Origin of the sequence: Alcanivorax sp., assembly GCF_019431375.1 — a bacterium.
Classification (GTDB): Bacteria; Pseudomonadota; Gammaproteobacteria; order Pseudomonadales; family Alcanivoracaceae; genus Alcanivorax; species Alcanivorax jadensis_A.
This window is the reverse complement of the sequence record NZ_CP080267.1, coordinates 2,632,034-2,655,891: the sequence shown is the minus strand read 5'-3', so window position 1 is coordinate 2,655,891 and position 23,858 is coordinate 2,632,034. Positions and strand designations below refer to the sequence as shown.

Sequence of the window (23,858 nt, the reverse complement as noted above, 5' to 3'; positions counted from 1 at the left end):
CACAGAGTTCACCGCGGAAAAGACTTTTCTCTGTGTGCTCAGTGCACCCTACGTTTGCAAAGCGGTGGGACTCGCAACTCAAAAAAAAGGGCCGGCATCAATGCCGACCCTGAGAGTCACCGGAAAAGGGAGAGCTCGGTGATGAAAATCGTCAGGCGGCCTCCTCCTTGAGGAGGTCGCCCAGCAGGGCGTCAAAGTTCTTCAGCTGTTCGCTGTTGTCATGGTCCCAGGGGTGGAAACCGGGTTTGAACCAGTCGAACCAGGGCTTGGTGATATTGCGGAAAATACCCTTCTTTCCCCAGGTATGCTTGGCCACGGCGCGCCAGCCTTTCAGGTCGGTCATGCCGCCCTTGATGCGCACGTTGTGCAGGTAGAAAGGAATCATCAGGGCAAAGAAGATGCCGGTGGCGGCCACCAGGGTGCCGCTGCGCAGGGCATAGGCGCCCAGATTGCTGTCGTCGCCAATGGCTACCTGGTACACGTCGAAGGCCACGGCCTTGTGCTCGGTTTCTTCCAGGGCGTGCCAGTTCCAGATGGCCTTGTAGCCGTCGTCGGCACCTTCCAGAATTTCCGGCAGATCCAGCAGGCCGCCGCCGAGAATGGCGGTCAGGTGTTCCAGCGCCACGGTGGCGGCCAGCTGGAAGGATTGCGGGGAGTAGTCCTGCACCGCTTTCAGCAGGCGGGCCACAAAGGCTTCCTGGGCGTGCAAGGGAATCCCGGCCTGGGCCACGAAATCGTTGTATTCTTCGTGCTCACGGCCATGCATGGCTTCCTGACCGATAAAGGCGGTGACCGCCTTTTTCAGCTCGGGATCCGTGATCTGATCACGGTAATTGCGTACGCTGTCGATGAAAAAGCGCTCACCCACCGGAAAGAACAGGCTCATGGTGTTCATGAACTGGCTGACATTCAGTCCGTCCCGGTGCCAGGTCAGGGCCTTGGCCGGGTTCAGGTTGAACTTCAGGTTGCGGCGGATGGGGAGAATCGAGATCGCCATGGTGCGTACCTCCGTAACTGTTACATCATTCGATGATACAATTGCTGTGTCATGCAGCAAGGGTTTTCCACCGGGAAATGAAAAAAATGGCTGAAGATAAACAGGAAGTTGCCAATCGTTTACTCGATGGCCTGATCGACCATCTGCTGGCAAAACTGTCGCCAGCGCAGCTGGACGGGCTGATCGAACAGGAGCTGGATTACGCCCTGGATGTGGCCACCCGCTATACCCTGAACGATTGGGTCAGCGCCGAGCAGATTCGCATTACCGCGCAGAAATACGCGGCGGAAATGGACATCAGCGGCGCCATTCCCGAGCTGGTTGGCGACATGGTGGAACAGTTCTACGACCACGGTATCCAGAGCGACCGCCTGATTGGCGATGTGGTGGACGAGGACGTGGTGATGGCGCTGCTGGACAAGGTGCTGGAGATTCCCCTGTCCCGCCAGAGCATGGCCTGGCTGGGCCGTAACCCGGTGCTGCTGGCGTTGCTGGCCGGCGGCGCCCAGCTGGGGCTGAAAACCCTGCTGCACCAGGGCCTGCCCCCGGCGCTTCACGAGCAGCTGCGCAAACGCCTGCCGGCTCGCTGGCTGGGCAGTCTGGAAGTCCGTTTGCAGGAATGGCTGCTCAAGCGAACTGAACAACTGCTCAGCGATCCCTGGCTGTACCGGGATGAAAACCTGGACGAACTGCGCGAACTGGTGCTGGTGGCCTGGCAGGAATTCTCCCAGCGCCCGGTTGCCGAGCTGCGCGAACTGATCAGCAGCGAGGATATCCAGGAGCTGTTCGTGATCGGCTTCGAATACTGGCGCGAGCTGCGCCATACAGACTACTTCATCGCCATGCTGGATTCCGGGGTCAACGCCTTCTTCGACAAGTACGGCGACACCACCCTGATGGATCTGCTGGACGAACTGGGCGTCACCCGCACCCTGATGCTCGACGACGCCCGCCGCTTCCTGCCCCCGGTCATGGAAAAACTGCGCGCCGAAGGCCTGCTGGAGGCGTGGTTGCGCAGGCATCTGGAGGGGTATTTTCGGGCGGCGGAGACGCTCGAACTTCTTTAGTGAACAGTTAACAGTGAATAGTTAACAGCTACGCGATCAGCGTTGGGCTGTATCTGAAACGCAAGAGGCCGCGCCCAGAGTATGGGCGCGGCCTCTTGCGTTTCAGACCCCACGGCGAGAGCGCCGCGCGCTGTTAACTGTTCACTATTAACTGTTAACTATCCAACGCCTTCCTATACGCCTGCGTATGCAACAACTCCACCAGCTCTTTCTCCGGCACCGGGCGGCTGATCAGGAAGCCCTGGATGCTGTCGCAATGCATGTCGCGCAGGATCCTCAGGTGGGCTTCGGTTTCCACCCCTTCGGCGACCACGTTCATCTGCAGGCTGTGGGCCATGTCGATGATGGCGCGGGTGATGGCGGCGTCATCCGGGCTCTTGTCCAGGTCCATGATGAAGGAACGGTCGATCTTCAGGGTGTCCACCGGGAAGCGTTTCAGGTAGCTCAGTGAGGAATAACCGGTGCCGAAGTCGTCCAGGGCCAGTTCGATGCCGCGAGTGCGCAGCTGTTGGAGCAGTTCGATGTTCTGCTCCATGTCTTCCATGATCAGGCTTTCGGTGAGTTCCAGTTCCAGCAGGTGGGCCGGTAGCTCGGTGCTTTCCAGTACCCGGTCGACAATCTCGGCCACATTGCCCTTGCGGAACTGGTGCGCCGACAGGTTCACCGACACACAGATATTGCCCAGCCCCTGTTTGTACCACTGGTGGGCCTGGCGGCAGGCGCGCTCCAGTACCAGTTCGCCGATGGCGGAGATCAGCCCGGTTTCCTCGGCCAATGGAATGAAATCCGCCGGCGGCAGCAGGCCCATGGTGGGATGCTGCCAGCGCACCAGGGCCTCCACCGAGGTAATGCGGTTGCTGGCAAGATCCATTTTCGGTTGGTAATAGACCACGAATTCGTTCTTGAAGATGGCCTTGCGTAGGCTGGTCTCCAGGGCCAGCTGCTCTACCGAGGCCACGCGCATGTTGCCGCGGTAGAACTGGAAATTGTTGCCGCCACTGCGCTTGGCCTGGTACACCGCCATATCCGCCTGATTGATCATGCTCTGGGCCTCCTTGGCGGTGTCCGGGAACACGCTGATGCCAATGCTGGCCCCAAGTAGCAGTTCGTGGCCATCAATCATGAAAGGCTTCTTCATGGCGTTGATCAGTTTCTGGCAATGCTGGCTGATGGCACCTTCGCCGCCGGGGTTTTCCAGCAGCAGGGTAAACTCGTCACCACCCACCCGGGCCAGGTTTTCTTCACCCCCGGCATGCTGGCCAATGCGTTCGGCGGCGGCTTTGAGCAGGCGGTCACCGATTTCATGGCCCAGGGATTCGTTGATCGGCTTGAAGCGATCCATGTCGATCATCAGTAGTGCCACCTTTTCCCGGTTCAGTCGCGCCAGGGTCAGGGACTTGTGCAGATGCTCGCGGAACTGGGTGCGGTTGGCCAGGCCGGTCAGGCGGTCGTAATTGGACAGGAACTGCAGTTGCTGCTCGGTTTCCTTGCGAGCGGTCAGGTCGGACATCATGCCCACATAGCGAATCACCCGCTTCTGTTCATCGCGAACCGCACTGACCTGCAGCCATTCGGGGAAGGGCTCGCCATTACGGCGGGTCTCGTTGATTTCCCCTTCCCAAAAACCGTTCTCTCGCAACGCGGCGGTAATCATCTTGTAGGTGTCGCGGTTGGCGGCGGTTTCCTGATGATCCAGCACCTGCTTGCCCAGCACCATGGATTCGCTGTAGCCGGTAATCTGTTCGAAGCGGGCATTCACCGCCAGGAAACGGAACTTGTGGTCGAGGATGAAGATGCCTTCCGGGGCGTTGTCGAATACGGTGGCAGCCAGCCGCAGCTGTTCCTGGCTCTGGCGGTCTTCGGTGATATCCCGGCGGGTGCCGATCATGCGCAGGGCGCGGCCCTGGTCGGACCATTTCACCACCCGGCCTTCGTCCTCGATCCAGCGCCAGCTGCCATCCGCATGGCGCAGCCGGTATACCGCATGGTAACGATCATTCTGGCCCTTGAAGTGGGATACCATGGCGCGGCGGATGCGGGTCAGATCATCCGGGTGAACCAGGGTTTCCAGATCGCCGAAGAAGTTCTTGAAGTAGGCGCCGTCGTAGCCCAGCAGGCGGTCGAAGTTGGTGTGGTAGTTGCGGCCGGTATCCAGCATCCAGTCCCACAGGCCGATATTGCTGGCTTCCAGCGCCAGTTCCAGCCGTTCACCGGTGGCCGCCAGGGCCTGGTTGGTTTCGCCCAGGGCCCGGGTGCGTTCCTGCACCATGGATTCCAGCCGCTCGTTGGTTTCCTGCAGGCGCTGGCGGGCTTCCTTGCGTTCATAGATTTCCTGGGCCAACTTCTCGTTGAGCGCTTCCGCGTCGCTGCGTGCGCGGTTCAGGTAGTCGATCAGCGACCGGTTGCTGGCCTGCAGCATCATGGCCTGGTGGCCGGTCTGGTTGATGCGTCGGGCGGCAAACAGGAAGAACAGGCTCAGCAGTGACATCAGCAGCATCAGTGATAGCTGGCCATGGGCCTGGGTTTCCGACAGCCGCAGCACGCCGGGACCGAGCAGCATCAGCAGATACAGGAAAACGGTGGGGAAGTGGCTGCTGTAGGCGGCCAGGGCCATGGTGCTCAGCCCCAGTCCCAGGCAGGCAATGGTCAGTTGGGCGGCCAGCATGTCGCTGGCAAACAGGGTGTCCAGAGGATTGAACAGATAGCCGGCCGCGCCCAGGATCAATGGGGAGCTCAGGGCAATGACAGAGAGAATGCGGCGGCAATGGGGTGTGGCCATATCGTTGCGCAGGCGCCGATGGCACAGCGGCAAGGCGACCATCCTGCCGACCTGCACGGCACCCACCAGCCCCAGCCAGAGCAGTAGATGCTGTCGGGAAGTCGGTGTATCCCAATAGGCCCATACCAGAGTGATGGCACTGGCTATTTCCAGCAAAATCAATACCGCAATGCCACTGAGTAACAGTTGGCACTGTTCAGTGACCACGCCATTGAACGGCGGAGCGGTTCGGGTTTGCGGAGACTGCGAAGACACCTTGATTATTATCCTCTGGCGTTTAGCCGAGTGTTTTTCTTTGTCAGTTTACCTATCGTCGATGCCAAGGGAAACCGCCATCTCACTATCGATAGTGGCGTATTGCCATGTCATATGGATTCCTCTGACCGGATTCAGTATGCAGGCATCGCGCCAGCGGACATTCTGCTAAACTTCCGCGCCATGGATGACGTAACTTCCCTTATTGATGGTTTGAACCCGGCCCAGCGCGATGCGGTGGCTGCCGATGACCGACATTTGCTGGTGTTGGCCGGTGCTGGCTCGGGCAAGACCCGGGTGCTGGTGCACCGCATCGCCTGGCAGATCGCCACCGAGCAGGCTTCGCCGTTCGGTATTCTGGCGGTGACCTTTACCAACAAGGCCGCTGCCGAAATGCGCGGGCGCATCGAGCAGTTGCTGGACATGTCCGCCGACGGCATGTGGGTGGGTACCTTCCACGGCATTGCCCATCGCCTGCTGCGCGCCCACTGGCAGGAGGCGGGCCTGCCCCAGGGCTTCCAGATCATTGATGCGGATGATCAGATTCGGCTGATCAAGCGGGTGATCAAGGAGCTGGGGCTGGACGAGCAGCGCTGGCCGGCCCGTCAGGCCACCTGGTTTATCAATGGCCAGAAGGATGAGGGCCTGCGTGCCAAGCACATGGACGCCAATGGCGACCTGTTCGTGCAGACCATGCAGAAGATCTACTTCGGCTACGAAGAAGCCTGCGAGCGCAGCGGCCTGGTGGACTTCAACGAAATGCTGTTGCGGGTGCTGGAGCTGTTCCGCGACAACGATGGCCTGCGCGGTCACTATCAGCGTCGCTTTCGGCACATCCTGGTGGACGAGTTCCAGGATACCAACAGCATCCAGTACGCCTGGCTGCGGTTGCTGGCCAACGACGATAACGCCGTGACCATCGTCGGTGATGATGACCAGTCCATCTACGGTTGGCGCGGCGCCAAGATCGAGAACATCCACAAGTTCAGCCGCGACTTCCCGGATACCCGCACCATCCGCCTGGAGCAGAACTACCGCTCCACCGGCACCATCCTGAAAGCGGCCAACGCCGTGATTGGCAACAATGCCGACCGGCTTGGCAAGGAACTGTGGACCGAGGGCAGCGACGGTGACCCGATTCGTCTCTATGCCGGCTTCAACGAAGTGGACGAAGCCCGCTTTATCGCCGGGCGGGTGGAGAAGCTGTTCCAGGAAGGGACCGCGCGGCGGGAAATGGCGGTGCTGTACCGCTCCAACGCCCAGTCCCGGGTACTGGAAGAAGCCTTTTTGCAGGCCGGCATTCCCTACCGCATTTACGGCGGTCAGCGCTTCTTCGAGCGGGCGGAAATCAAGAACGCCCTGGCCTACCTGCGCCTGCTCAGCCATCGCGATGCGGATGCCGCCTTCGAGCGGGTGGTGAACACCCCCACCCGGGGTATCGGCAACAAGACCCTGGAAAGCCTGCGTGAGCTGGCGCGTCAGCGCGGCGTGTCCCTGTGGGCTGCCGCCCAGGCACTGATTAGTGAGCAGTTACTTACCGCTCGTGCCACCAATGCCCTGGCGGTGTTCCTGAACCTGGTGACGCAACTGGACAAGCAGTGTGAAGGCCTGTCGCTGGCGGAAACCACCGAGCATGTGATCGAAGCCAGTGGCCTGGTGGACTTCCACGGCAAGGAAAAGGGCGAGAAGGGCCAGCAGCGTCTGGAGAACCTGCGCGAGCTGGTGTCTGCCACCCGGGAATTCGGCGACGAGGATGAAGAGTCCGAACTGGATTCCCTGACGGCGTTTCTGGACCACGCGGCGCTGGAATCCGGCGAGGGCCAGGCCGACGCCCACGAGGACGCGGTGCAGATGATGACCCTGCACTCCGCCAAGGGGCTGGAATTCCCGGCGGTATTCATTTGTGGCATGGAGGAAGGTCTGTTCCCCCACCAGATGTCCAGTCAGGAGCCGGGCCGGATGGCCGAAGAGCGACGCCTCTGCTACGTGGGTCTGACTCGCGCCATGCGCGAGTTGTACCTGACCCATGCGGAGAGCCGCCGCCTTTACGGCAATGAAAACCACAACCCGCCCAGTCGTTTTCTGCGCGAAATTCCCGCCGAGTTTCTTGAAGAAATCCGCGCCCGGGCCGGCTTCAGCCGCCCGGTGGGCGGCGCGGCGCGACCGATTCGCGAAACCGAATCCAATGGCATCAACCTGGGGGCGCGGGTATTGCACCCGAAATTTGGCGAGGGCACCGTATTACATTTCGAGGGCCAGGGCCCCAATGCGCGGCTACAGATCAATTTCGACGGCGCCGGCACCAAGTGGCTGGTCAGCCAGTACGCGCGGCTGGAAGTGATTTGAAAACAGTCTGACGTCGGACGACGGACGTCTGACGCGGAGATAACAATTTGGTACGGGATGTGTTGTTGCGTCTGACTTCCGTCGTCAGACGTCCGACCCGTAGACAAGAACAATGGGGTGGCCGTTTACTGCTGCCCAATGATGGAGGATGACTCTTGGATCGTCGTAAATTCGTGTCCGCCCTCGGACTGGGGCTGGGCGGCCTGGCATTGGCCGGTTGTGAAAAGAAAGATTGCCCGCCCACCGAGGGTGGCGCGACGGTAACGCCGGAACCGGAAAAGAAAGGCCCGGTCCAGCAGACCTACGAATGGAAGATGGTCACCACCTGGCCGAAGAACTACCCGGGCCTGGGTGCTGGCGCCAACCGCTTTGCCAAGCGCGTGGAAGAAATGTCCGCCGGGCGGATCAAGATCAAGGTGTACGGCGCCAAGGAACTGGTACCCGCCTTTGAAGTGTTCGATGCGGTCCGCCAGGGTAGCGCCGAAATGGGGCATGGCGCCGCCTACTACTGGAAAGGCAAGCACCCGGCCACGCCCTTCTTTACCGCCGTGCCCTTCGGGCTCACCGCCCAGGAAATGAACGGCTGGTTGCACCATGGCGGTGGTCAAAAGCTGTGGGACGACCTGTACGCCCAGTTCAACCTGAAGCCTTTTGCCTGTGGCAATACCGGCACCCAGATGGCCGGCTGGTTCAACAAGGAAATCAACAGCATCGAGGACCTGAAAGGCCTCAAGATGCGCATGCCCGGGCTGGCCGGCGAAGTGCTGGGCAAGGTCGGCGCGACCCCGGTGCAGTTGCCCGGTGCCGAAGTGTTCACCTCCCTGCAGACCGGTGCCATTGATGCGGCGGACTGGGTAGGCCCCTACAACGACCTGACCTTTGGCCTGCACCGGGTAGCCGAGTACTACTATTACCCGGGTTGGCAGGAGCCGGGCCCGACCCTGGAGCTGACCATCAACAAGACGGTATGGGACAGCCTGCCGGCGGACCTGCAGGCGATCATCCGCTACGCCGCCCAGTCGGAAAACCAGGACATGCTCGACGAGTACACCGCCCAGAACAACGCGGCGCTCCAGGAGCTGGTCAACAAGCATGGGGTGAAACTGCGTCGTCTGCCGGATGATGTGCTCAAGGCCCTGAAGGAGGCCAGCGACGAAGTCATCGACGCCCTGGTGGCGGACAACAGCGACGCACGCAAGGTGTACGAGTCCTACCGCAAATTCCGCGACGAATCGGTGGAATACATGGAGGTGGCAGAGCAGTCGTATATGAACATCCGCAGCGAACTCGCCAAGGGCTGAGCGGAGCCGCTGTAGGAGCTATGCTTGCATGGCGAACCGCGCTTGCGCGGAAATCGCCCGCAGGGCGATCAGGAATATCAGGGCTCGACAGGTCAATCCAGAAACGGCGGCAGAAGTAGAATCTTCGTCGCCTCGCTACGCTCGGTTCGCACCTCAAGCGGTGCTCCTACAGAAAGCCGAACCCCAACCGTAGGAGCGTCGCTGGCGGCGCGATAACCAAACGGCAGGCCTCGGCTAATCCCTCGGCACCGCCCGGGTCCGCCCGGTGTCATCAATGGCCACGAAGGTGAAATGCCCTTCGGTCACTTTCGACAGGGTGCCGGTGTCTTCGCGGATCCATACTTCCACCAGAATCTGCATGGAACTGCGACCCACATCCTGCAACTGGGTATAGCAGCTGACCACGGCACCCACGGGCACCGGGCGCAGGAAGGCCATGGAATCAATGGCCACGGTGGCTACCCGGCCACGGGCTTTCTTGCGGGCGGTGACAGCACCGGCCAGATCCATCTGCGATACCAGCCAGCCACCAAAGATATCGCCATTCCAGTTGGCGCTCTGCGGCATGGCAATGGTCTGAATAGCCAGGGTGCCGATGGGCTGGGGCATGTCGTCGGTGTTATCGGTCATGTTTGTTATCCGTAATATTTTGAGCCGGTGTTAGAGCCTGCTGGGGGTCTATTCACAGCCTCCGTAGTTCATTTACCCGTACAGTTGATCGGGGAGCCAGGTGGCCAGTTCCGGGAACAGCGCCAGTATACCCAGCATCAGCAGCTGGATAAGGATAAAAGGTATCACGCCCTGGTAAATTTGCGTGGTTTTTACCTCTGGCGGTGCCACGCCGCGCAGGTAAAACAGGGCAAACCCGAAGGGGGGAGTCAGAAAGCTGGTTTGCAAGTTCAGGGCGATCATTACCCCCAGCCAGATCGGGTCCAGCCCCATGGCCAGCAGTACCGGGCCGACAATGGGCACCACCACAAAGGTAATCTCGATAAAGTCGAGGATAAAGCCGAGCAAGAAGATCAACAGCATCACCAGCAGGGTGGCGCCGATCACCCCGCCGGGCAGGCTTTCGAACAGGGCATGCACCGCTTCCTCGCCGCCGAAACCGCGAAACACCAGGGAGAACAGGCTGGCGCCGATCAGGATCATGAACACCATGGCGGTGACCCGACTGGTGGCGCGCACCACCTGGCCGAGAATCTGCCCGTTCAGGTGGCGGTTGCCGGCGGCCAGCAGCAGGGAACCGAAGGCGCCGACACCGGCGGCTTCAGTGGGGGTGGCCTTGCCGGTGAGAATGGAGCCCAGCACCGCCGCAATCAGCAGTAGCGGCGGAATCAGGCCGCCCAGCAGGGGCCGCCAGCCGTGCGGTTCGCCCTCGCGGGCCTGAAACGCCGGCGCCCATTCGGGTTTCAGCAGGCTGATGGCCACAACATACAAAAGATACAGACCCACCAGAATCAGGCCGGGAATCAGCGCGCCCACAAACAGATCGCCCACCGAGACCGTATCCAGCGACCATAGCCCCTGTTTGAGCTGGGCTTCCTGATAGGCGTTGGCGAGCACATCACCCAGCAGCACCAGGGCAATGGAAGGCGGGATGATCTGCCCCAGGGTGCCGGTGGCGCAGATCAGCCCGGTGGACAGTTGCGGCTGATACCCCTGGCGCAGCATGGTGGGCAAGGACAGCAGGCCCATGGTCACCACGGTAGCCCCGACAATGCCGGTGCTGGCGGCAAGCAGGGCGCCCACCAGAATGATGGCCACGCCCATGCCGCCGGGCAGGCCGCCGAATACCTGGCCCATGCTGGCCAGCAGCTTTTCCGCCACCCGTGATTTCTCCAGCATGACCCCCATGAACACGAACAGGGGCACCGCCATCAGAGTGGTGTTGTCGATGATGCCGAACAGCCGGTTTGGCACAAAGGTCAGATCCGCCGGACTGAACGTGCCGGTCACCATGCCGGCGGCGGCGAACAGCAGCGCGGTGCCGCCCAGCACAAAGGCCACCGGGTAACCGCTGAGCAGCACCAGGCATACCACCACAAACATGAGCAGGGGAATCCATTCCATCACAGGCCCTCCCCGGGGTGGTCCTGGGAAGCAGGCGGAGCCACCCCCAGCAGGGTCAGGCCGTGGCGCAACAGTTCCGCCAGGGCCTGCACGGTGAGCAGGCCAGGCAGGATCAGCAGCAGGGTTTTCAGTAGATAGACAAAGGGCAAGCCGCCATTGGCGGAGGCTTCCTGCTCGCGCCAGCTACTGGCCACATAGTCCAGCGACAGCCAGAAAATCGCTGCACAGACCGGCAACAGCAGAAACAGGGTGCCCAGCAGATTGACCCAGGCCCGGCCCCGGGGGCTGAAGCGTTGATATAGCACATCCACGCGCACGTGCTCGTCCTCGGCCAGGGTATAGGCAATTCCCAACATAAAGAGGCTGCCGTGCAGGTAGGTGAGTGATTCCTGCAGGGCGATATTGCCGATGCCGAAGCCGTAACGCAGCACCACCACCAGTACCATGCCCAACACCAGTAGCAGGGCCAGCCAGGCGCTGCTGCGGCCCACCAGGGTGGTAAAGCCGGTAAGGCGTTGCTGCCAGCGTAATAGTTGTTGTGTCATACAAAGCCTGTGGGCCTCAAAGGGGCCTTGGTGCCGGTTCCAGAATGGGGAATCCCGAGAAAACGGGCATTATACGGGGCCTGCCGGGCAGGGCCAGCCTGTAGCGATGGATGATGGGGCGCCCTGGATCACAGGGGGGCCATATTCCTGTAATGTTGCTGTCACAAACTCTCTCTAGCATGCGCGGTGCTGAAACATGAACTGGTTTGCAAAGATTGCAAGAACAAAACCGGGGTGGGGTCTTACCTGACAAGCGCCGGTGCCATGTAACTAGGAGGCTTAACTGTGAACTTCAAGATGAAAGCAACTCTGGCAGGTGCCGCTGCTGCACTGGCCATGGCCAGCGTACCGGGCACCGCCATGGCGCGTGACACTATCTCCATTGTGGGTTCTTCCACGGTGTATCCGTTCGCCACTGTGGTAGCCGAGCGTTTCGGTCGCACCGGTAACGCCACCCCGAAAATTGAATCCACCGGTTCCGGCGGCGGCATGAAGCTATTCTGCCAGGGCGTGGGCACCCAGCACCCGGACATCACCAATGCCTCCCGTCGCATGAAGAAGTCCGAGTTCGAGCTGTGCCAGAGCAACGGCGTGAAAGACATCACCGAAGTGAAGATCGGTTACGACGGCATCGTGATTGCCAACTCCGTAAAGGGCGAGCACATTGATCTGGCCCTGCGTGACATCTTCCTGGCCCTGGCCAAGGACGTACCGAACCCGGATGGCAGCGAAGAGCTGGTAGCCAACCCCTACAAGACCTGGAAAGAAGTGAACCCGGCTCTGCCCAACGTGAAAATCGAAGTGCTGGGTCCGCCGCCGACCTCCGGCACCCGTGATGCCTTCAACGAGCTGGCCATCGAGGGCGGCTGCAAGACCTTCCCCTGGTTGAAAGCCATCAAGGACGAAGACAAGTCCAAGTACAAGGCCATCTGCCGCAGCGTTCGTGAAGACGGTGCTTATGTGGAAGCCGGTGAGAACGACAACCTGATCGTGCAGAAGCTGGAAAAGAACCCGGCTGCCTACGGTGTGTTCGGTTACTCCTTCCTGGATCAGAACCGCGGTGTGGTACAGGCTGCCAACGTGGGCGGTGTTGAACCCACTTTCGAAGCCATCGGTTCCGGCGACTACCCGGTGTCCCGCTCCCTGTACTTCTACGTGAAGAAAGCCCACGTGGGTGTGATTCCGGGCATCGAAGGCTATGTGAAAGAGTTCACCAGCGAGAAAGCCTGGGGCGACCAGGGCTACCTGGGCGAGAAAGGCCTGATCCCGCTGGGTGACGATCTGCGCAAGAGCATGGCCAAGCAGGCCCGCAGCCTGAAGTCCATGACGGGTGAAGAGTTGTAAGGGAAACAACAAAAAAGCAGGGACGCTTTTAGCCCGGTGGCGTTTGCCACCGGGCTTTTTCGCCACTGAAAAACCGGTGTTTGTTCCACCAAGATCATTGCGGTGATCTTGTTTGAGCAAATCCGATCGGAGTACTACATGCAAACCGGAAACCTGCTGTTGCTGCTGGTGGTAATGGTGGCGGTCGCCTACTTCGTGGGGCTTCGTCGCTCCTACGCGCTGGCCCGCCCCCTGGGGGGCATTCGTCACCTGCACTCGCTGCCGTTTTACTTCGCCATGCGTTCAGCCATGTGGTGTGCGATCCCCGCCCTGGTGGTGCTGGGCCTGTGGTTGGCCTTTGATGACAGCATCATCCGTCAGCAGGTGCTGGCCAGTTTGCCGGCAGAGCTGCAGCCGACGGATGCGTCCAGCTACAACCTGACACTCAGCAAGATTCAGAACGTGGCAAGCGGGGCTCTCCCGGTCGGCTTTGTGGAGCCCCCCATTGCGGCGGCGGCCGAAAATCTGAAGTCCCTGCGCCAGACCAGCGCCATGGCCCTGACCGTGGTGATTATCGTGCTGTGCATGTTCGGCGGCGCCTGGGCCTGGCTGAAAGTATCACCGCAGTTGCGCGCCCGCCAGCAGGTGGAGCGGGTGCTGCAGACCCTCTTTATGCTGTGTGCCACGGTGGCGATCCTGACCACCGTGGGCATCGTGCTGTCGGTCCTGTTCGAATCCATCCGCTTCTTTGGCAAGGTGCCGGTTACTGACTTCCTGTTCGGGTTGCAGTGGAGCCCGCAGACTGCGCTTCGGGCTGATCAGGTGGCCTCCGGTGGCGCCTTTGGTGCCGTGCCATTGTTCGTGGGTACCATGCTGATTTCCGCCATCGCCTTGCTGGTGGCGGTGCCGGTGGGGCTGATGTCGGCCATCTACCTGGCGGAATACGCCAGCAACCGGGTCCGCACTGTGGCCAAGCCGGCACTGGAAGTGCTGGCCGGGGTGCCCACCGTGGTGTACGGCTTCTTTGCCGCCCTGACGGTGGCGCCGTTTATTCGCGGCCTGGGTGAATCCATCGGTTTGAATGTGGCCTCGGAATCCGCCCTGGCCGCCGGCCTGGTGATGGGCATCATGATTATCCCGTTCGTGTCTTCCCTGGCGGATGATGTGATTACTGCGGTACCCCAGGCCATGCGTGATGGCTCCCTGGGGCTGGGCGCCACCAAGAGCGAGACCATCAAGAAGGTGATTTTCCCGGCGGCCCTGCCGGGCATTATGGGTGGCATCCTGCTGGCCGCTTCCCGGGCCATCGGCGAGACCATGATCGTGGTGATGGCCGCTGGCCTGGCCGCCAATCTGACCGCCAATCCGCTGGAAGCGGTGACCACCATCACCGTACAGATCGTCACCCTGCTGACCGGCGATCAGGAATTCGACAGCGCCAAGACCCTGGCGGCCTTTGCCCTGGGCCTGATGTTGTTCATCACTACCCTGGTCATGAATATCTTCGCGCTGCATATCGTGAAGAAATACCGCGAGCAGTACGACTAGGAGCCGGAGAGAAACCATGAGCGAAACCACGGAAAAAGTCCGCAAGACGCTAGCCCGGCGCTACCGGGCCGAGAAGCGCTTCAAGGCGTTTGGCATCGGCTCCATCGGCATTGGCCTGATGGCCCTGGTGCTGCTGTTCACCGACATTATCGGCAAGGGTTACAGCGCGTTCTTCGAGTATGAAATCCAGCTGCCGATCACCTTCGACGCCGAGGTGCTGGATGTCAGCGACCCCCGCGACGAGGATGAACTGAACTACGGCAACTATCAGGGGGTGATCCGCGACGCCCTGGCAGAACGCTTCCCCACTGTGGAAGGCCGTCAGGACACCCGGGCACTGAATCAGCTGGTGAGCACCGGCGCCGGTTATGCCCTGCGCGATATGCTGCGCGAAGATCCCTCCCTGCTGGGCAAGACCCGCACCCTGTGGTTGCTGGCCGATGACGATGTGGACCTGTTTCTCAAGGCCAGTGAAAAGCAGCGTGAAGACAGCCGCCTGAATGCCAAGCAGCAGCAGTGGGTGGCCGAGCTGGAAGCCTCCGGGGAAACCCGCATGGTGTTCAACCAGTCCCTGTTCAGTTACGGCGATTCCCGTGAGCCGGAACAGGCGGGCATTCTCGGTGCCATTCTCGGCTCCCTGTTCACCATGATCGTCACCCTGGTGTTGAGCTTCCCGGTGGGCGTGGCGGCGGCCATCTATCTGGAAGAGTTCGCCCCCAAGAACAAGTTCACCGACTTCATTGAAGTGAATATCAACAACCTGGCGGCGGTGCCGTCGATCATCTTCGGCTTGCTGGGCCTGGCGGTGATCATTGGCCTGTTCGGCCTGCCCCGTTCGGTGCCGCTGGTGGGCGGTATCGTACTGACGCTGATGACCCTGCCGACCATCATCATTTCCAGCCGCGCCGCCATCAAGGCGGTACCGCCCAGCATTCGCCAGGCGGCCATGGGGCTGGGGGCATCGAAGATGCAGGTGGTATTGCACCATGTGCTGCCGCTGGCCCTGCCGGGCATGCTCACCGGTGCCATCATCGGCATGGCCCAGGCCCTGGGTGAAACCGCACCGCTGCTGATGATCGGCATGGTGGCCTTTATCGTCGATCTGCCCGCCGGCCCCATGGATGCTGCCACGGTGTTGCCGGTACAGATCTACCTGTGGGCGGACAGCCCGGAGCAATCTTTTGAAGCGTTGGCGTCCGCTGCGATCATGGTGCTGCTGGCGTTCCTGATCACCATGAACACCCTGGCGGTGGTACTGCGCAAGCGCCTTGAGCGGCGCTGGTAACGGACCGGTAACGAGGATTTGAGTGATGGAAACCGCACAGCAACTGGACAAACCGTCCCTGGGCAACAATGATGCGGCCAAAGACAAGGCCATTAACGAGCGTGACGCAATGACACAAGACACTCCCTATCCCGATCAGACCGTGGGTAAGCCCTTTGTGGACAACCCGAAAATGCGCCTGCGTGATGTGGAGGTGTTCTACGCCGATAACCAGGCCATCCATGGTGTCAGCCTGGACATCGGCAAGAACGAAGTGGTGTCGCTGATTGGTCCGTCCGGTTGCGGCAAGTCCACCTTTCTGCGCTGCCTGAACCGCATGAACGACACCATCGATATCTGTCGGGTAAAGGGCGATCTGCATCTGGAAGGGCAGGATCTCTATGACCCGAAACTGGATGTGGTGGAGCTGCGTGCCCGGGTGGGCATGGTGTTCCAGAAGCCCAACCCCTTCCCCAAGTCGATCTACGACAACGTGGCCTATGGGCCGCGTATCCATGGTCTGGCCAACAAGAAATACGACCTGGACGAGATCGTGGAAAACAGCCTGCAGAAAGCCGGCCTGTGGAACGAAGTGAAGGACCGGCTGCACTCGCCGGGTACCGGCCTGTCCGGCGGTCAGCAGCAGCGTCTGTGTATTGCCCGCACCATCGCGGTGAGCCCGGAAGTGGTGCTGATGGATGAGCCCTGCTCCGCGCTGGATCCCATCGCCACCGCCAAGATCGAGGAGCTGATCTCCGAGCTGAGCGAGTCCTACACCATTGCCATCGTCACCCACTCCATGCAGCAGGCCGCGCGGGTATCCCACCGTACCGCCTACTTCCACCTGGGGCGGTTGATCGAAATGAATGACACCGACACCGTGTTCACCAAGCCGGAACACGATCTGACGGAAGCCTATATCACCGGCCGCTTCGGTTAAGGGGAGCAAGACACAATGGATCGCATGCATTTTGGTGAGCACAGCTCAACCCAGTTCAATGAGGCGCTGGAATCCATCCGCAACAATCTGATGGAGATGGGCGGCTTGGTGGAAAAGCAGGTGGTGGATGCCTTGCAGGCATTGCTGCATGCGGATTCCGACCTGGCCCAGAAGGTGCTGGATACGGAAGACAAGGTCGACAAGCTGGAAATGCTGATCGACGAGGAATGCACCCGGGTGCTGGCCCTGCGTCAGCCCGCCGCGTCGGACCTGCGTCTGATCATTGCCGTCACCAAGGCGGTCTCCGATCTGGAACGGATCGGTGATGAATCCGCCAAGATTGCCCGCATGGGCCAGCAGTTGGCGGAAGAGGGCGAGTCTCCGCGTGGTTACGTGGAAGTGCGCCACATCGGCAACCATGTGCGCAACATGCTGCGCGACACCCTGGATGCCTTTGCCCGCTTCGATGCCAAGAAAGCCCTGGCCGTGGCCGCCGAGGATAACGAGGTGGACCTGGAATACCGCAGCGCCATGCGCTCGCTGGTCACCTTCATGATGGAAGACCCGCGCTCCATTACCCGGGTGCTCAACATCATCTGGTCCCTGCGTGCACTCGAGCGAATCGGTGACCATGCCCGCAACATCGGCGAGCAGGTTATCTACCTGGTGGAAGGCAAGGATGTACGCCACATCAGCGTGGATGAGATCGAAGCCAAGCTGAAGAAGTAAAGGACAGCTGCGAGCTACGAGCTTCCAGCTACGAGGAAAACCTGCTACGAAGCCGCTGTAGGAGCTATGCTTGCATGGCGAACCGCGCGTAGCGCGGAATCGCCTGAAAGGCGATCAGGCATTTCCGAACGTGACAGGTTTCTCCAGAGGAGAGGGCGAGTAAACTGCACCGCTTTTTCCTCGCCAAGGCTCGGATTCGCCATGCAAGCATAGCTCCTACAGCATCCTTCAAAGGCCGTGCCTGACTTTCAGGCGCGGCCTTTTTCGTTTCGGGGATTGTCACAAAACTTTCCCGCGTTGCAGCTTGAAGCTTGTCGCTTGCAGCTTTAATATCCGTATTTCCGAATATACGAATACAGGGCGAGCCATGCTCACTCCCACCCAGCTGTGCAAATGCCTCGGCGATGACCTTCGCCTGAGCCTGGTCTGCCTGTTGCACGGTCAGGGCGAGGTCTGTGTCTGTGATCTGGTGGAGGCCATCAGTGCGCCGCAGTCCACCGTGTCGCGACACCTGGCCCAGCTGCGCCAGTGCCAGCTGGTGGTGGCGCGGCGGCAGGGTACCTGGATGCATTACCGCATCAATCCGGAGTTGCCTGACTGGGCCCAACAGACCCTGGCAAGCCTGGTCCCGCCGGCCTGCCAGGCGTTGTCCCTGACCCTTCCCGTTTCTGCCTGCTGTGAGAACTGACATGCCACTACAACCCATGACGATTCTGGTGCTGTGCACCGGCAACTCCTGTCGTTCGATCATCGGCGAAGCATTGATCAATGCGCTGGGCCAAGGCCGCTTTCGGGGTCTCAGTGCCGGTAGTCATCCTACCGGTCAGGTCAATCCGGGTGCGCTGGCAGTGCTGGCCCGTCACGGCATTACCGCGGCAAACCCGGCCTCCAAGTCCATGGACGATCTGGCCGATGAAGAGATTGATCTGATTATTACCGTCTGCGACAGCGCTGCCGGGGAAGCCTGCCCGGTGTGGCTGGGCGATGTGCCGAAACTGCATTGGGGGCTGCCGGACCCGGCGCATGCGCAAGGCACAGACGAGGAGATTGCCGCGGCCTTCGAGGCGACCTACCAGCAGCTGGAGCAACGTCTTCAGGCGCTGTTTGCCGTGTCCCTGGATGAACTCAATGAGAACGGCTTGGTGGCCTGCGGCGAAAAAATCCACCGGGAACTGGGTGGCCACTGATGCCGTTTTTCGAACGTTACCTGAGCGTCTGGGTGGGGCTGGCGATTATCGCCGGGGTTGGCCTGGGGCTGGCGGTGCCGCCGCTTTTTCAAGCGGTGGCGGCGTTTGAGTACGCCCATGTGAACCTGGCGGTGGCGGTGTTTATCTGGGTGATGGTCTACCCGATGATGATCCAGATCGACTTCACCGCCATCAAGAAAGTGGGTCAGAACCCACGGGGATTGCTGCTCACTCTGGTGATCAACTGGCTGATCAAGCCGTTCACCATGGCGGCGCTGGGCTGGGTGTTCTTCAAGGTGCTGTTCGCCGGCTGGGTGGACCCGCAGACCGCCACCGAATATATCGCCGGCATGATCCTGCTGGGCGTGGCGCCCTGTACCGCCATGGTGTTTGTGTGGAGTCACCTGACCAATGGCGACGCCAACTACACCCTGGTACAGGTGTCGGTGAACGACATCATCATGGTGTTTGCCTTCGCGCCCATTGCCGCTCTGTTGCTGGGCGTCAGCGATATCACCGTTCCCTGGGATACGCTGTTGTTGTCCGTGGTGCTCTATGTGGTGCTGCCCTTGATCGCCGGTTTCCTCACCCGCCAGATGCTGGTGGCAAAAGGGGGGGAGGCGAAAGTGGAGAGCTTCGTCCACACTCTCAAGCCGATCAGCGTGATGGGGCTGCTGGCCACGGTGGTGTTACTGTTTGGTTTCCAGGCGGAAACCATTCTCGCCAAGCCCCTGGCCATCGTGCTGATCGCCATCCCGCTGCTGATCCAGACCTACGGCATTTTCGTGATCGCCTACTGGGCGGCCCGCCGTCTGCGACTGAAGCATAATGTGGCCGGCCCTGCCTGCCTGATCGGCACCAGCAACTTCTTCGAGTTGGCGGTGGCCGTGGCCATCAGCCTGTTCGGCCTGCACTCCGGCGCCGCTCTGGCCACGGTGGTGGGCGTGCTGGTGGAAGTGCCGGTGATGCTGACGCTGGTGGCGATCGTGAATCGCACCCCCCACTGGTTCGAAGAAAATCCTGCGTAACCCTGTAGGAGCCCATGCTTGCATGGCGATCAAGTTGCGAGGATCGAGTAACACGGTTTGAACCCCGGTTTTCGCAACCCGAAACTCGCTCCTCGCTACGGTCTTGCCCCAGGCATGGGCTCCTACAAACAATGAGAGCGTCGATGAAAGATCTACCCAATCTCGATAACGATTGTTTCCAGGTCCCCACCACAGAAAAGGTATTCCGGGATCAGCCGTCCACTCACAAGCCGCGCATCCTGTTGTTGTACGGTTCATTGCGCCAGCGGTCCTTCAGCCGTCTGGCGGTGGAGGAAGCTGCCCGTCTGCTGGAGGCCATGGGGGCCGAACCGCGGATTTTTCATGCCGACGGCCTGCCGCTGCCGGACAGTGAGGATGCCAGCCACCCCAAGGTGAAGGAGCTGCGTGATCTGGTGACCTGGAGTGAGGGGATGGTGTGGTGTTCGCCGGAGCGCCATGGCGCCATGACCGGCATCATGAAAGCGCAGATCGACTGGATTCCCCTGTCGCTGGGGGCGGTGCGTCCTACCCAGGGCAAGACCCTGGCGGTGATGCAGGTGTGTGGCGGCTCGCAATCCTTCAATGCGGTCAACCAGCTCCGCGTGCTGGGCCGCTGGATGCGCATGCTCACCATCCCCAATCAGTCGTCGGTGCCGAAAGCGTTTCTTGAGTTCGATGAAAACGACCGCATGAAACCATCCGGTTTCTATGATCGTATTGTCGATGTGATGGAAGAGCTGGTGAAGTTTACCCTGCTTACCCGTGACCGCAGCGACTACCTCACCGACCGTTATTCCGAGCGCAAGGAAAGCGCTGAAGAATTAATGAAACGGGTGAATCAGCGCAGCCTGTAAGGGGATCCTGATGGCAGGACGTTCCCGTTGGAGCTTTGCTCGCAAAGCGAAAGATCAGCCGTTGGCACGGCGTCAAAATAAAGCCTGTCGCCTGGCAAGCAAGGCTCCAACGGTTGAATGAGTGATCCGTCAGACCGCCCGGATCACAAATCCCTGACGTGGCAGGTGTACATGCACCCGGCCCACGGCGTCCTCGTCCCGCGCCACGATCCAGCGCTCATCGGTGCTGGCCACCAGAGTGCCTTCCACCGGAATGCGGCCGTAGTCGTTCGGCGCCACGCTCACGGTCTTGCCGAGCAGTGCCTCGTCCTGGGTGGAGTCGGGCAGGGCACGGGGGCTGGCGGCACGGGCCTGTTCCAGGGCCTGGTCGGCGCTGATCGGGGTGCTGTTGCCCTGCCCATAGGCCTGCAGGCGATCCAGCCAGGCACTCACTTTCGGGTAGCGTTTGAAGCGGGGCTGTTCCGCCAGATCACGCTGGAACCACAGGCTATGGTAGGCGGAAAAATCGCCGGCGTTGGGGCTGTCGCCAAACAGGAAGGACTGGGATTCCAGCTTCCCCTCCAGATCGGTCAGGTGGGCTTCGACCATCCGCTTCATCTGTTTCGGGCTGTTGGTTTTCACCTTGGCCTTGCTGCCCATGGCGATGCGGTCCCACAACAGGCGACCGAGATCCAGCAGCGAGGATTCCTTGAGCACCTTGCGCAGCAGGGTCAGGTTGCCGGCGGAAATAATGCAGGCCAGAAAGATGTCCAGATCTACCCGGGCGACAAATTCCTGCACCTGGGCGTCACAGTTGTCGGCGACCAGTTCCGGCTTGTTGGCCAAGCGGGCAATTTCCTGGCTGATGATGCGGGTATCACAGAATACATCGGCGCCGCTCTGTGCCACCGGGATTTTCCGGTAACCCCCGGCCAGGGGGGCCAGTTGTGGCCGCGGCGGCATTTCGCGCACGGTGACCGATTGCCAGTCCAGACCGGCGTAGCCGAGCATGGCCCGCACCTTTTCGGAAAAGGGGGACAGGGCGTAGTGGTGCAGAATCAGGTCTGACATGGGGTCTCCGTTGTCAATGAAATGGCGGCTGCACTAGTAACACGAAGGCATTGGACGCAGCGTGAAGATTTAGTGATGGGGGCTGACGCCAAACCAGGTTGTCAGGCCCATCTCCATGGATTGTTCGGTGCTGCCAAACCAGATTTGGCCATCCTGGATCATGCATTGCAGTTGCATGGTGCGTTGCATCAACGGGGCCAGCGTCGCTTCGCTGTCCGGGTCTACGTGAACAATGTGCAGGTTGCTGAAGCGGGTCACCTTGTTCTTCATGGTGTCCCACCACACCTGGGGTGCGCGGGCGCCATAGGTGTAAATCGTCACCTGCCGGGCCAGGCCGCACGCCTTGCGGAGGCGTTTCTCGTCGGGCATGCCCAGTTCGATCCAGTGCTCCAGGGTGTCGTCCGGGTTGCGCTGCCACAGGTCCGGCTCGTCGGTGCTGGACAGGCCGCGGGTAAAGGCCAGGTCTTCGTGGGCATTCAGGGCAAAGGCCAGCAGCCGCAACATCATCCGCGATTCGGTTTCCGACGGGTGCAGCGCCACGGTCAGATTATGGGTGGCGTAGTAGTCCCGGTCCATGTCGGACACGGTCAATTCGGCTTTATAAATGGTGGCGGTCAGGGCCATGAATTTGCTCGCTAACAGGCGTACATGCAACACGCATGTACGCAAGGTCGGTGGGATTGTAGCAGGCTTGGTCGGATAGCCCACTGTGAGAGTGGTCGCTGGACCGTGCCAGGCGTCGCGCGTGACGAGTTTCTAAGCACAAACCCTGCATGAGAGTTTTCGCGGCCACATTCTTGGGGGGAGTCCATCAACCGAGCAGCGCGAAAACGCCAAACCCGATAAAGAGTCCGGCACTGATCCGGTGGGCCCAGGTTTCCAGTTTGTCGCCGCCAAACTGGTGCGCCAGCCAGATGACGGGCAAGTTGGCGGCGATCATGCCCAGGGTGGAGCCGCCCAGAACCGGCCAGAACTGATCCTTGAACTGCACCGCCAGAGCAATGGTGGCGAGCTGGGTCTTGTCACCGATCTCGGCAATGAAGAACAGTACCAGCGCGGTCAGGAAGGGGCCGAAGCGGGGATCATCATCCACTTTTTCGTCATGGTCGGGTATCAGCATCCACAGGCCCAGGCCAATAAAGCTGATGCCGAGAATCCAGCGTAGCCAGTCTCCGGGAATGGCCCCGGCCAGCCAGTCGCCGAACCACACGGACACGCCATGGTTGAGCAGGGTAGCAACCAGTACGCCTGCCAGGATCGGCCAGGGTTTGCGGAACTTGAGAATCAGTGCCAGGGATAACAGCTGGGTCTTGTCGCCGATTTCGCCGAGGCCAACCAGCAGGAATGAGCTGAGTAGAGCTTCCATGAACGTTTCCAGAGGGGCGGGATTGCGACACAGAGACACCACCGGTCAATCCCGCCCCTGCGGAATACCAGCGATGTCTCAGGTCTCGTCAGGTGCTGGGGAATTCTTCCGTGGTTGGCCTTTGATGACAGCACCATCCATCAGCAGGCGGCGCTTACCAGGCTGCCGGTGGCAGAGCTGCAGCCGACGGATGCGCTACAACCCACGACTCAGCAAGATTCAGAACGCGCCTCCTGGCTCGGCTTCAGAGCCCCCCATCAAGGGCGGCGCGGCCGAAATCTGAGTTTCTGCGCCAGACCTCAGAAGCCATGGCTTCTGACCTGTGGTGGTGATTATCGTGTTGTGATGTTCGGCGGCGCCCTCGGCCCGGCTGGAAAGTATCACCGCAGTTGCGCCCGCTGGTGGAGGAGGCGCGGGTGCTGTGACCCTCTTTATGTGTGCCATTTAATCCTGACCACCGTGGGCATCGTGCCGGTAGTCCCGTTCGAACCATCCGCTTTTGCAAGGTGCCGGCTACTGACTTCCTGTTCAGTGGAGCCCGCAGACTGCGCTTCGGGCTGATCAGGTATCTGGCGCCTCGGCGTGCCGCGCCATTGTTCGCGGTACCATGCTGACGCCGGTCGCTCGCTGCAGGCGGTGCCGGTGGGCCGGATGTCATTACCCGCCCTGGCATTTAGCAACCGGGTCCGGCACCGTACGCTTCGGCACCGTGGTGCTGGCTGTGCCCACCGTGGTGTACGGCTTCTTTTGCCGCCTCCTGAGGGCGCTGCCGCGTTTACTCCGCGCCCGGTGAATCCATCGGTTTGAATGTGGCCTCGCGCCCTGGCCGCTGGCCTGGTGACACGCTGATTGATCCCTGGTTCTCGTGCCTCTCCTCATGGATGATGTGATTACTGCGGCACCCCATATGCGTGATGGCTCCTGAGCTGGGCGCCACCCACACAGACCATCAAGGTAGATTTTCCCGGCGGTCCTGCTCGCATTATGGGTGGCATCCGCTGGGCTGCTTCCCGTAAATATCGGCGACCATGACGGTGATACGCTGGCCCGGCCGCCAATCTGACGCCAATCCGCTGGGTGCCGGTGACCACCATCACCGTACAGATCGTCACCGCCGACCGGCGATCAGGGAATTTGACAGCGCCAAGACCCTGGCGGCCTTGCCCTGGGCCTGATGTTCATCACTACCCTGGTCATGAATATCTC

At 60.8% G+C, this 23,858-nt stretch carries 21 protein-coding genes; 13 read left to right on the top strand and 8 right to left on the bottom strand.

Annotated elements, in window-relative coordinates; genetic code table 11:
* Positions 1-151 precede the first annotated feature (151 nt).
* Entirely contained in the window at positions 152-997 is an 846-nt protein-coding gene (locus tag KZ772_RS12445) for a metal-dependent hydrolase (protein ID WP_290536864.1), read from the bottom strand.
* Positions 998-1,083: 86 nt separating this feature from the next.
* Between KZ772_RS12445 and KZ772_RS12440 the strand changes: the two genes are divergently transcribed.
* Positions 1,084-2,064: a hypothetical protein gene (locus KZ772_RS12440; RefSeq protein WP_290536863.1), complete on the top strand. Its 981-nt coding sequence runs from the start codon at positions 1,084-1,086 to the stop codon at positions 2,062-2,064.
* A gap of 154 nt (positions 2,065-2,218) precedes the next feature.
* Here KZ772_RS12440 and KZ772_RS12435 read toward each other — a convergent pair whose 3' ends face one another.
* Positions 2,219-5,098, bottom strand: coding sequence for a GGDEF domain-containing phosphodiesterase (locus KZ772_RS12435; RefSeq protein WP_290536862.1), 2,880 nt, complete (start codon positions 5,096-5,098; stop codon positions 2,219-2,221).
* 183 nt (positions 5,099-5,281) lie between these two features.
* On the opposite strand from KZ772_RS12435, the gene uvrD reads away from it, so the two are divergent.
* Together uvrD and KZ772_RS12425 are read left to right on the top strand one after the other, a co-directional pair.
* Entirely contained in the window at positions 5,282-7,444 is a 2,163-nt protein-coding gene (uvrD, locus tag KZ772_RS12430) for a DNA helicase II (protein WP_290539479.1), read from the top strand.
* A gap of 155 nt (positions 7,445-7,599) precedes the next feature.
* Positions 7,600-8,745: a TRAP transporter substrate-binding protein gene (locus KZ772_RS12425; RefSeq protein ID WP_290536861.1), complete on the top strand. Its 1,146-nt coding sequence runs from the start codon at positions 7,600-7,602 to the stop codon at positions 8,743-8,745.
* Between the two features lie 234 nt (positions 8,746-8,979).
* Here the strand turns inward: KZ772_RS12425 and KZ772_RS12420 are convergent, their stop codons facing one another.
* The 3 genes from KZ772_RS12420 to KZ772_RS12410 form a co-directional block, all read right to left on the bottom strand.
* Positions 8,980-9,375 (bottom strand): acyl-CoA thioesterase, encoded by a 396-nt coding sequence (locus KZ772_RS12420; protein ID WP_035249705.1) that lies wholly within the window; start codon positions 9,373-9,375, stop codon positions 8,980-8,982.
* 72 nt (positions 9,376-9,447) lie between these two features.
* Positions 9,448-10,818, bottom strand: coding sequence for a TRAP transporter large permease subunit (locus KZ772_RS12415; protein ID WP_290536860.1), 1,371 nt, complete (start codon positions 10,816-10,818; stop codon positions 9,448-9,450).
* Positions 10,818-11,363, bottom strand: a complete 546-nt coding sequence (locus KZ772_RS12410; protein ID WP_290536859.1) for a TRAP transporter small permease subunit — start codon at positions 11,361-11,363, stop codon at positions 10,818-10,820. Before KZ772_RS12410 ends, KZ772_RS12415 begins: the two co-directional genes overlap by 1 nt.
* A gap of 297 nt (positions 11,364-11,660) precedes the next feature.
* Here KZ772_RS12410 and KZ772_RS12405 point away from each other — a divergent pair, with 297 nt between their 5' ends.
* The 9 genes from KZ772_RS12405 (at position 11,661) to arsH (ending at position 20,236) form a co-directional block, all read left to right on the top strand.
* Positions 11,661-12,707 carry a substrate-binding domain-containing protein gene (locus KZ772_RS12405; protein ID WP_290536849.1) on the top strand — a complete coding sequence of 349 codons (1,047 nt, stop codon included), beginning with the start codon at positions 11,661-11,663 and terminating at the stop codon, positions 12,705-12,707.
* 138 nt (positions 12,708-12,845) lie between these two features.
* Positions 12,846-14,234, top strand: a complete 1,389-nt coding sequence (pstC, locus tag KZ772_RS12400; RefSeq protein ID WP_290536858.1) for a phosphate ABC transporter permease subunit PstC — start codon at positions 12,846-12,848, stop codon at positions 14,232-14,234.
* A 16-nt stretch (positions 14,235-14,250) separates the two neighbouring features.
* Positions 14,251-15,519 carry a phosphate ABC transporter permease PstA gene (gene pstA / locus KZ772_RS12395; RefSeq protein ID WP_290536848.1) on the top strand — a complete coding sequence of 423 codons (1,269 nt, stop codon included), beginning with the start codon at positions 14,251-14,253 and terminating at the stop codon, positions 15,517-15,519.
* Between the two features lie 25 nt (positions 15,520-15,544).
* The gene (pstB, locus tag KZ772_RS12390; RefSeq protein WP_290536847.1) at positions 15,545-16,438 is read left to right on the top strand and encodes a phosphate ABC transporter ATP-binding protein PstB; all 894 of its coding nucleotides are present in this window, start codon (positions 15,545-15,547) and stop codon (positions 16,436-16,438) included.
* Positions 16,439-16,453: 15 nt separating this feature from the next.
* Positions 16,454-17,167 carry a phosphate signaling complex protein PhoU gene (gene phoU / locus KZ772_RS12385; RefSeq protein WP_290536846.1) on the top strand — a complete coding sequence of 238 codons (714 nt, stop codon included), beginning with the start codon at positions 16,454-16,456 and terminating at the stop codon, positions 17,165-17,167.
* A 367-nt stretch (positions 17,168-17,534) separates the two neighbouring features.
* Complete coding sequence (locus KZ772_RS12380; RefSeq protein ID WP_290536857.1) at positions 17,535-17,855, top strand: metalloregulator ArsR/SmtB family transcription factor; 321 nt, start codon at positions 17,535-17,537, stop codon at positions 17,853-17,855.
* A 1-nt stretch (position 17,856) separates the two neighbouring features.
* Complete coding sequence (locus KZ772_RS12375) at positions 17,857-18,354, top strand: arsenate reductase ArsC (RefSeq protein WP_063508446.1); 498 nt, start codon at positions 17,857-17,859, stop codon at positions 18,352-18,354.
* On the top strand, positions 18,354-19,382 hold the full coding sequence (gene arsB, locus KZ772_RS12370; protein WP_290536856.1) for an ACR3 family arsenite efflux transporter: 1,029 nt from the start codon (positions 18,354-18,356) through the stop codon (positions 19,380-19,382). The genes KZ772_RS12375 and arsB overlap by 1 nt, the downstream gene beginning before the upstream one ends.
* A gap of 143 nt (positions 19,383-19,525) precedes the next feature.
* Positions 19,526-20,236, top strand: a complete 711-nt coding sequence (gene arsH / locus KZ772_RS12365; RefSeq protein ID WP_063508448.1) for an arsenical resistance protein ArsH — start codon at positions 19,526-19,528, stop codon at positions 20,234-20,236.
* Positions 20,237-20,365: 129 nt separating this feature from the next.
* Here arsH and KZ772_RS12360 read toward each other — a convergent pair whose 3' ends face one another.
* The 3 genes from KZ772_RS12360 to KZ772_RS12350 all read right to left on the bottom strand — a co-directional run bounded on the left by KZ772_RS12360 (position 20,366) and on the right by KZ772_RS12350 (position 22,652).
* The gene (locus tag KZ772_RS12360; RefSeq protein WP_290536855.1) at positions 20,366-21,286 is read right to left on the bottom strand and encodes a glutathione S-transferase family protein; all 921 of its coding nucleotides are present in this window, start codon (positions 21,284-21,286) and stop codon (positions 20,366-20,368) included.
* A gap of 69 nt (positions 21,287-21,355) precedes the next feature.
* Positions 21,356-21,910, bottom strand: a complete 555-nt coding sequence (locus KZ772_RS12355) for a YaeQ family protein (protein ID WP_063508450.1) — start codon at positions 21,908-21,910, stop codon at positions 21,356-21,358.
* A 187-nt stretch (positions 21,911-22,097) separates the two neighbouring features.
* Entirely contained in the window at positions 22,098-22,652 is a 555-nt protein-coding gene (locus KZ772_RS12350) for a TMEM165/GDT1 family protein (protein WP_290536854.1), read from the bottom strand.
* A 1,028-nt stretch (positions 22,653-23,680) separates the two neighbouring features.
* Here KZ772_RS12350 and KZ772_RS12345 point away from each other — a divergent pair.
* Positions 23,681-23,827, top strand: a complete 147-nt coding sequence (locus KZ772_RS12345; RefSeq protein WP_290536853.1) for a hypothetical protein — start codon at positions 23,681-23,683, stop codon at positions 23,825-23,827.
* Positions 23,828-23,858 lie beyond the last annotated feature (31 nt).

Excerpts from the sequence above, each read along its gene's own strand:
- pstA (WP_290536848.1), top strand. The coding sequence starts at position 14,251 with ATGAGCGAAACCACGGAAAAAGTCCGCAAGACGCTAGCCCGGCGCTAC.
- KZ772_RS12345 (WP_290536853.1), top strand. The coding sequence starts at position 23,681 with ATGACGGTGATACGCTGGCCCGGCCGCCAATCTGACGCCAATCCGCTG.
- arsB (WP_290536856.1), top strand. The coding sequence starts at position 18,354 with ATGCCGTTTTTCGAACGTTACCTGAGCGTCTGGGTGGGGCTGGCGATT.
- KZ772_RS12380 (WP_290536857.1), top strand. The coding sequence starts at position 17,535 with ATGCTCACTCCCACCCAGCTGTGCAAATGCCTCGGCGATGACCTTCGC.
- KZ772_RS12360 (WP_290536855.1), bottom strand. The coding sequence starts at position 21,286 with ATGTCAGACCTGATTCTGCACCACTACGCCCTGTCCCCCTTTTCCGAA.
- KZ772_RS12440 (WP_290536863.1), top strand. The coding sequence starts at position 1,084 with ATGGCTGAAGATAAACAGGAAGTTGCCAATCGTTTACTCGATGGCCTG.
- phoU (WP_290536846.1), top strand. The coding sequence starts at position 16,454 with ATGGATCGCATGCATTTTGGTGAGCACAGCTCAACCCAGTTCAATGAG.
- KZ772_RS12445 (WP_290536864.1), bottom strand. The coding sequence starts at position 997 with ATGGCGATCTCGATTCTCCCCATCCGCCGCAACCTGAAGTTCAACCTG.
- KZ772_RS12410 (WP_290536859.1), bottom strand. The coding sequence starts at position 11,363 with ATGACACAACAACTATTACGCTGGCAGCAACGCCTTACCGGCTTTACC.
- arsH (WP_063508448.1), top strand. The coding sequence starts at position 19,526 with ATGAAAGATCTACCCAATCTCGATAACGATTGTTTCCAGGTCCCCACC.
- uvrD (WP_290539479.1), top strand. The coding sequence starts at position 5,282 with ATGGATGACGTAACTTCCCTTATTGATGGTTTGAACCCGGCCCAGCGC.
- KZ772_RS12405 (WP_290536849.1), top strand. The coding sequence starts at position 11,661 with ATGAAAGCAACTCTGGCAGGTGCCGCTGCTGCACTGGCCATGGCCAGC.
- KZ772_RS12350 (WP_290536854.1), bottom strand. The coding sequence starts at position 22,652 with ATGGAAGCTCTACTCAGCTCATTCCTGCTGGTTGGCCTCGGCGAAATC.
- pstC (WP_290536858.1), top strand. The coding sequence starts at position 12,846 with ATGCAAACCGGAAACCTGCTGTTGCTGCTGGTGGTAATGGTGGCGGTC.
- KZ772_RS12375 (WP_063508446.1), top strand. The coding sequence starts at position 17,857 with ATGCCACTACAACCCATGACGATTCTGGTGCTGTGCACCGGCAACTCC.
- KZ772_RS12420 (WP_035249705.1), bottom strand. The coding sequence starts at position 9,375 with ATGACCGATAACACCGACGACATGCCCCAGCCCATCGGCACCCTGGCT.
- pstB (WP_290536847.1), top strand. The coding sequence starts at position 15,545 with ATGGAAACCGCACAGCAACTGGACAAACCGTCCCTGGGCAACAATGAT.
- KZ772_RS12415 (WP_290536860.1), bottom strand. The coding sequence starts at position 10,818 with ATGGAATGGATTCCCCTGCTCATGTTTGTGGTGGTATGCCTGGTGCTG.
- KZ772_RS12355 (WP_063508450.1), bottom strand. The coding sequence starts at position 21,910 with ATGGCCCTGACCGCCACCATTTATAAAGCCGAATTGACCGTGTCCGAC.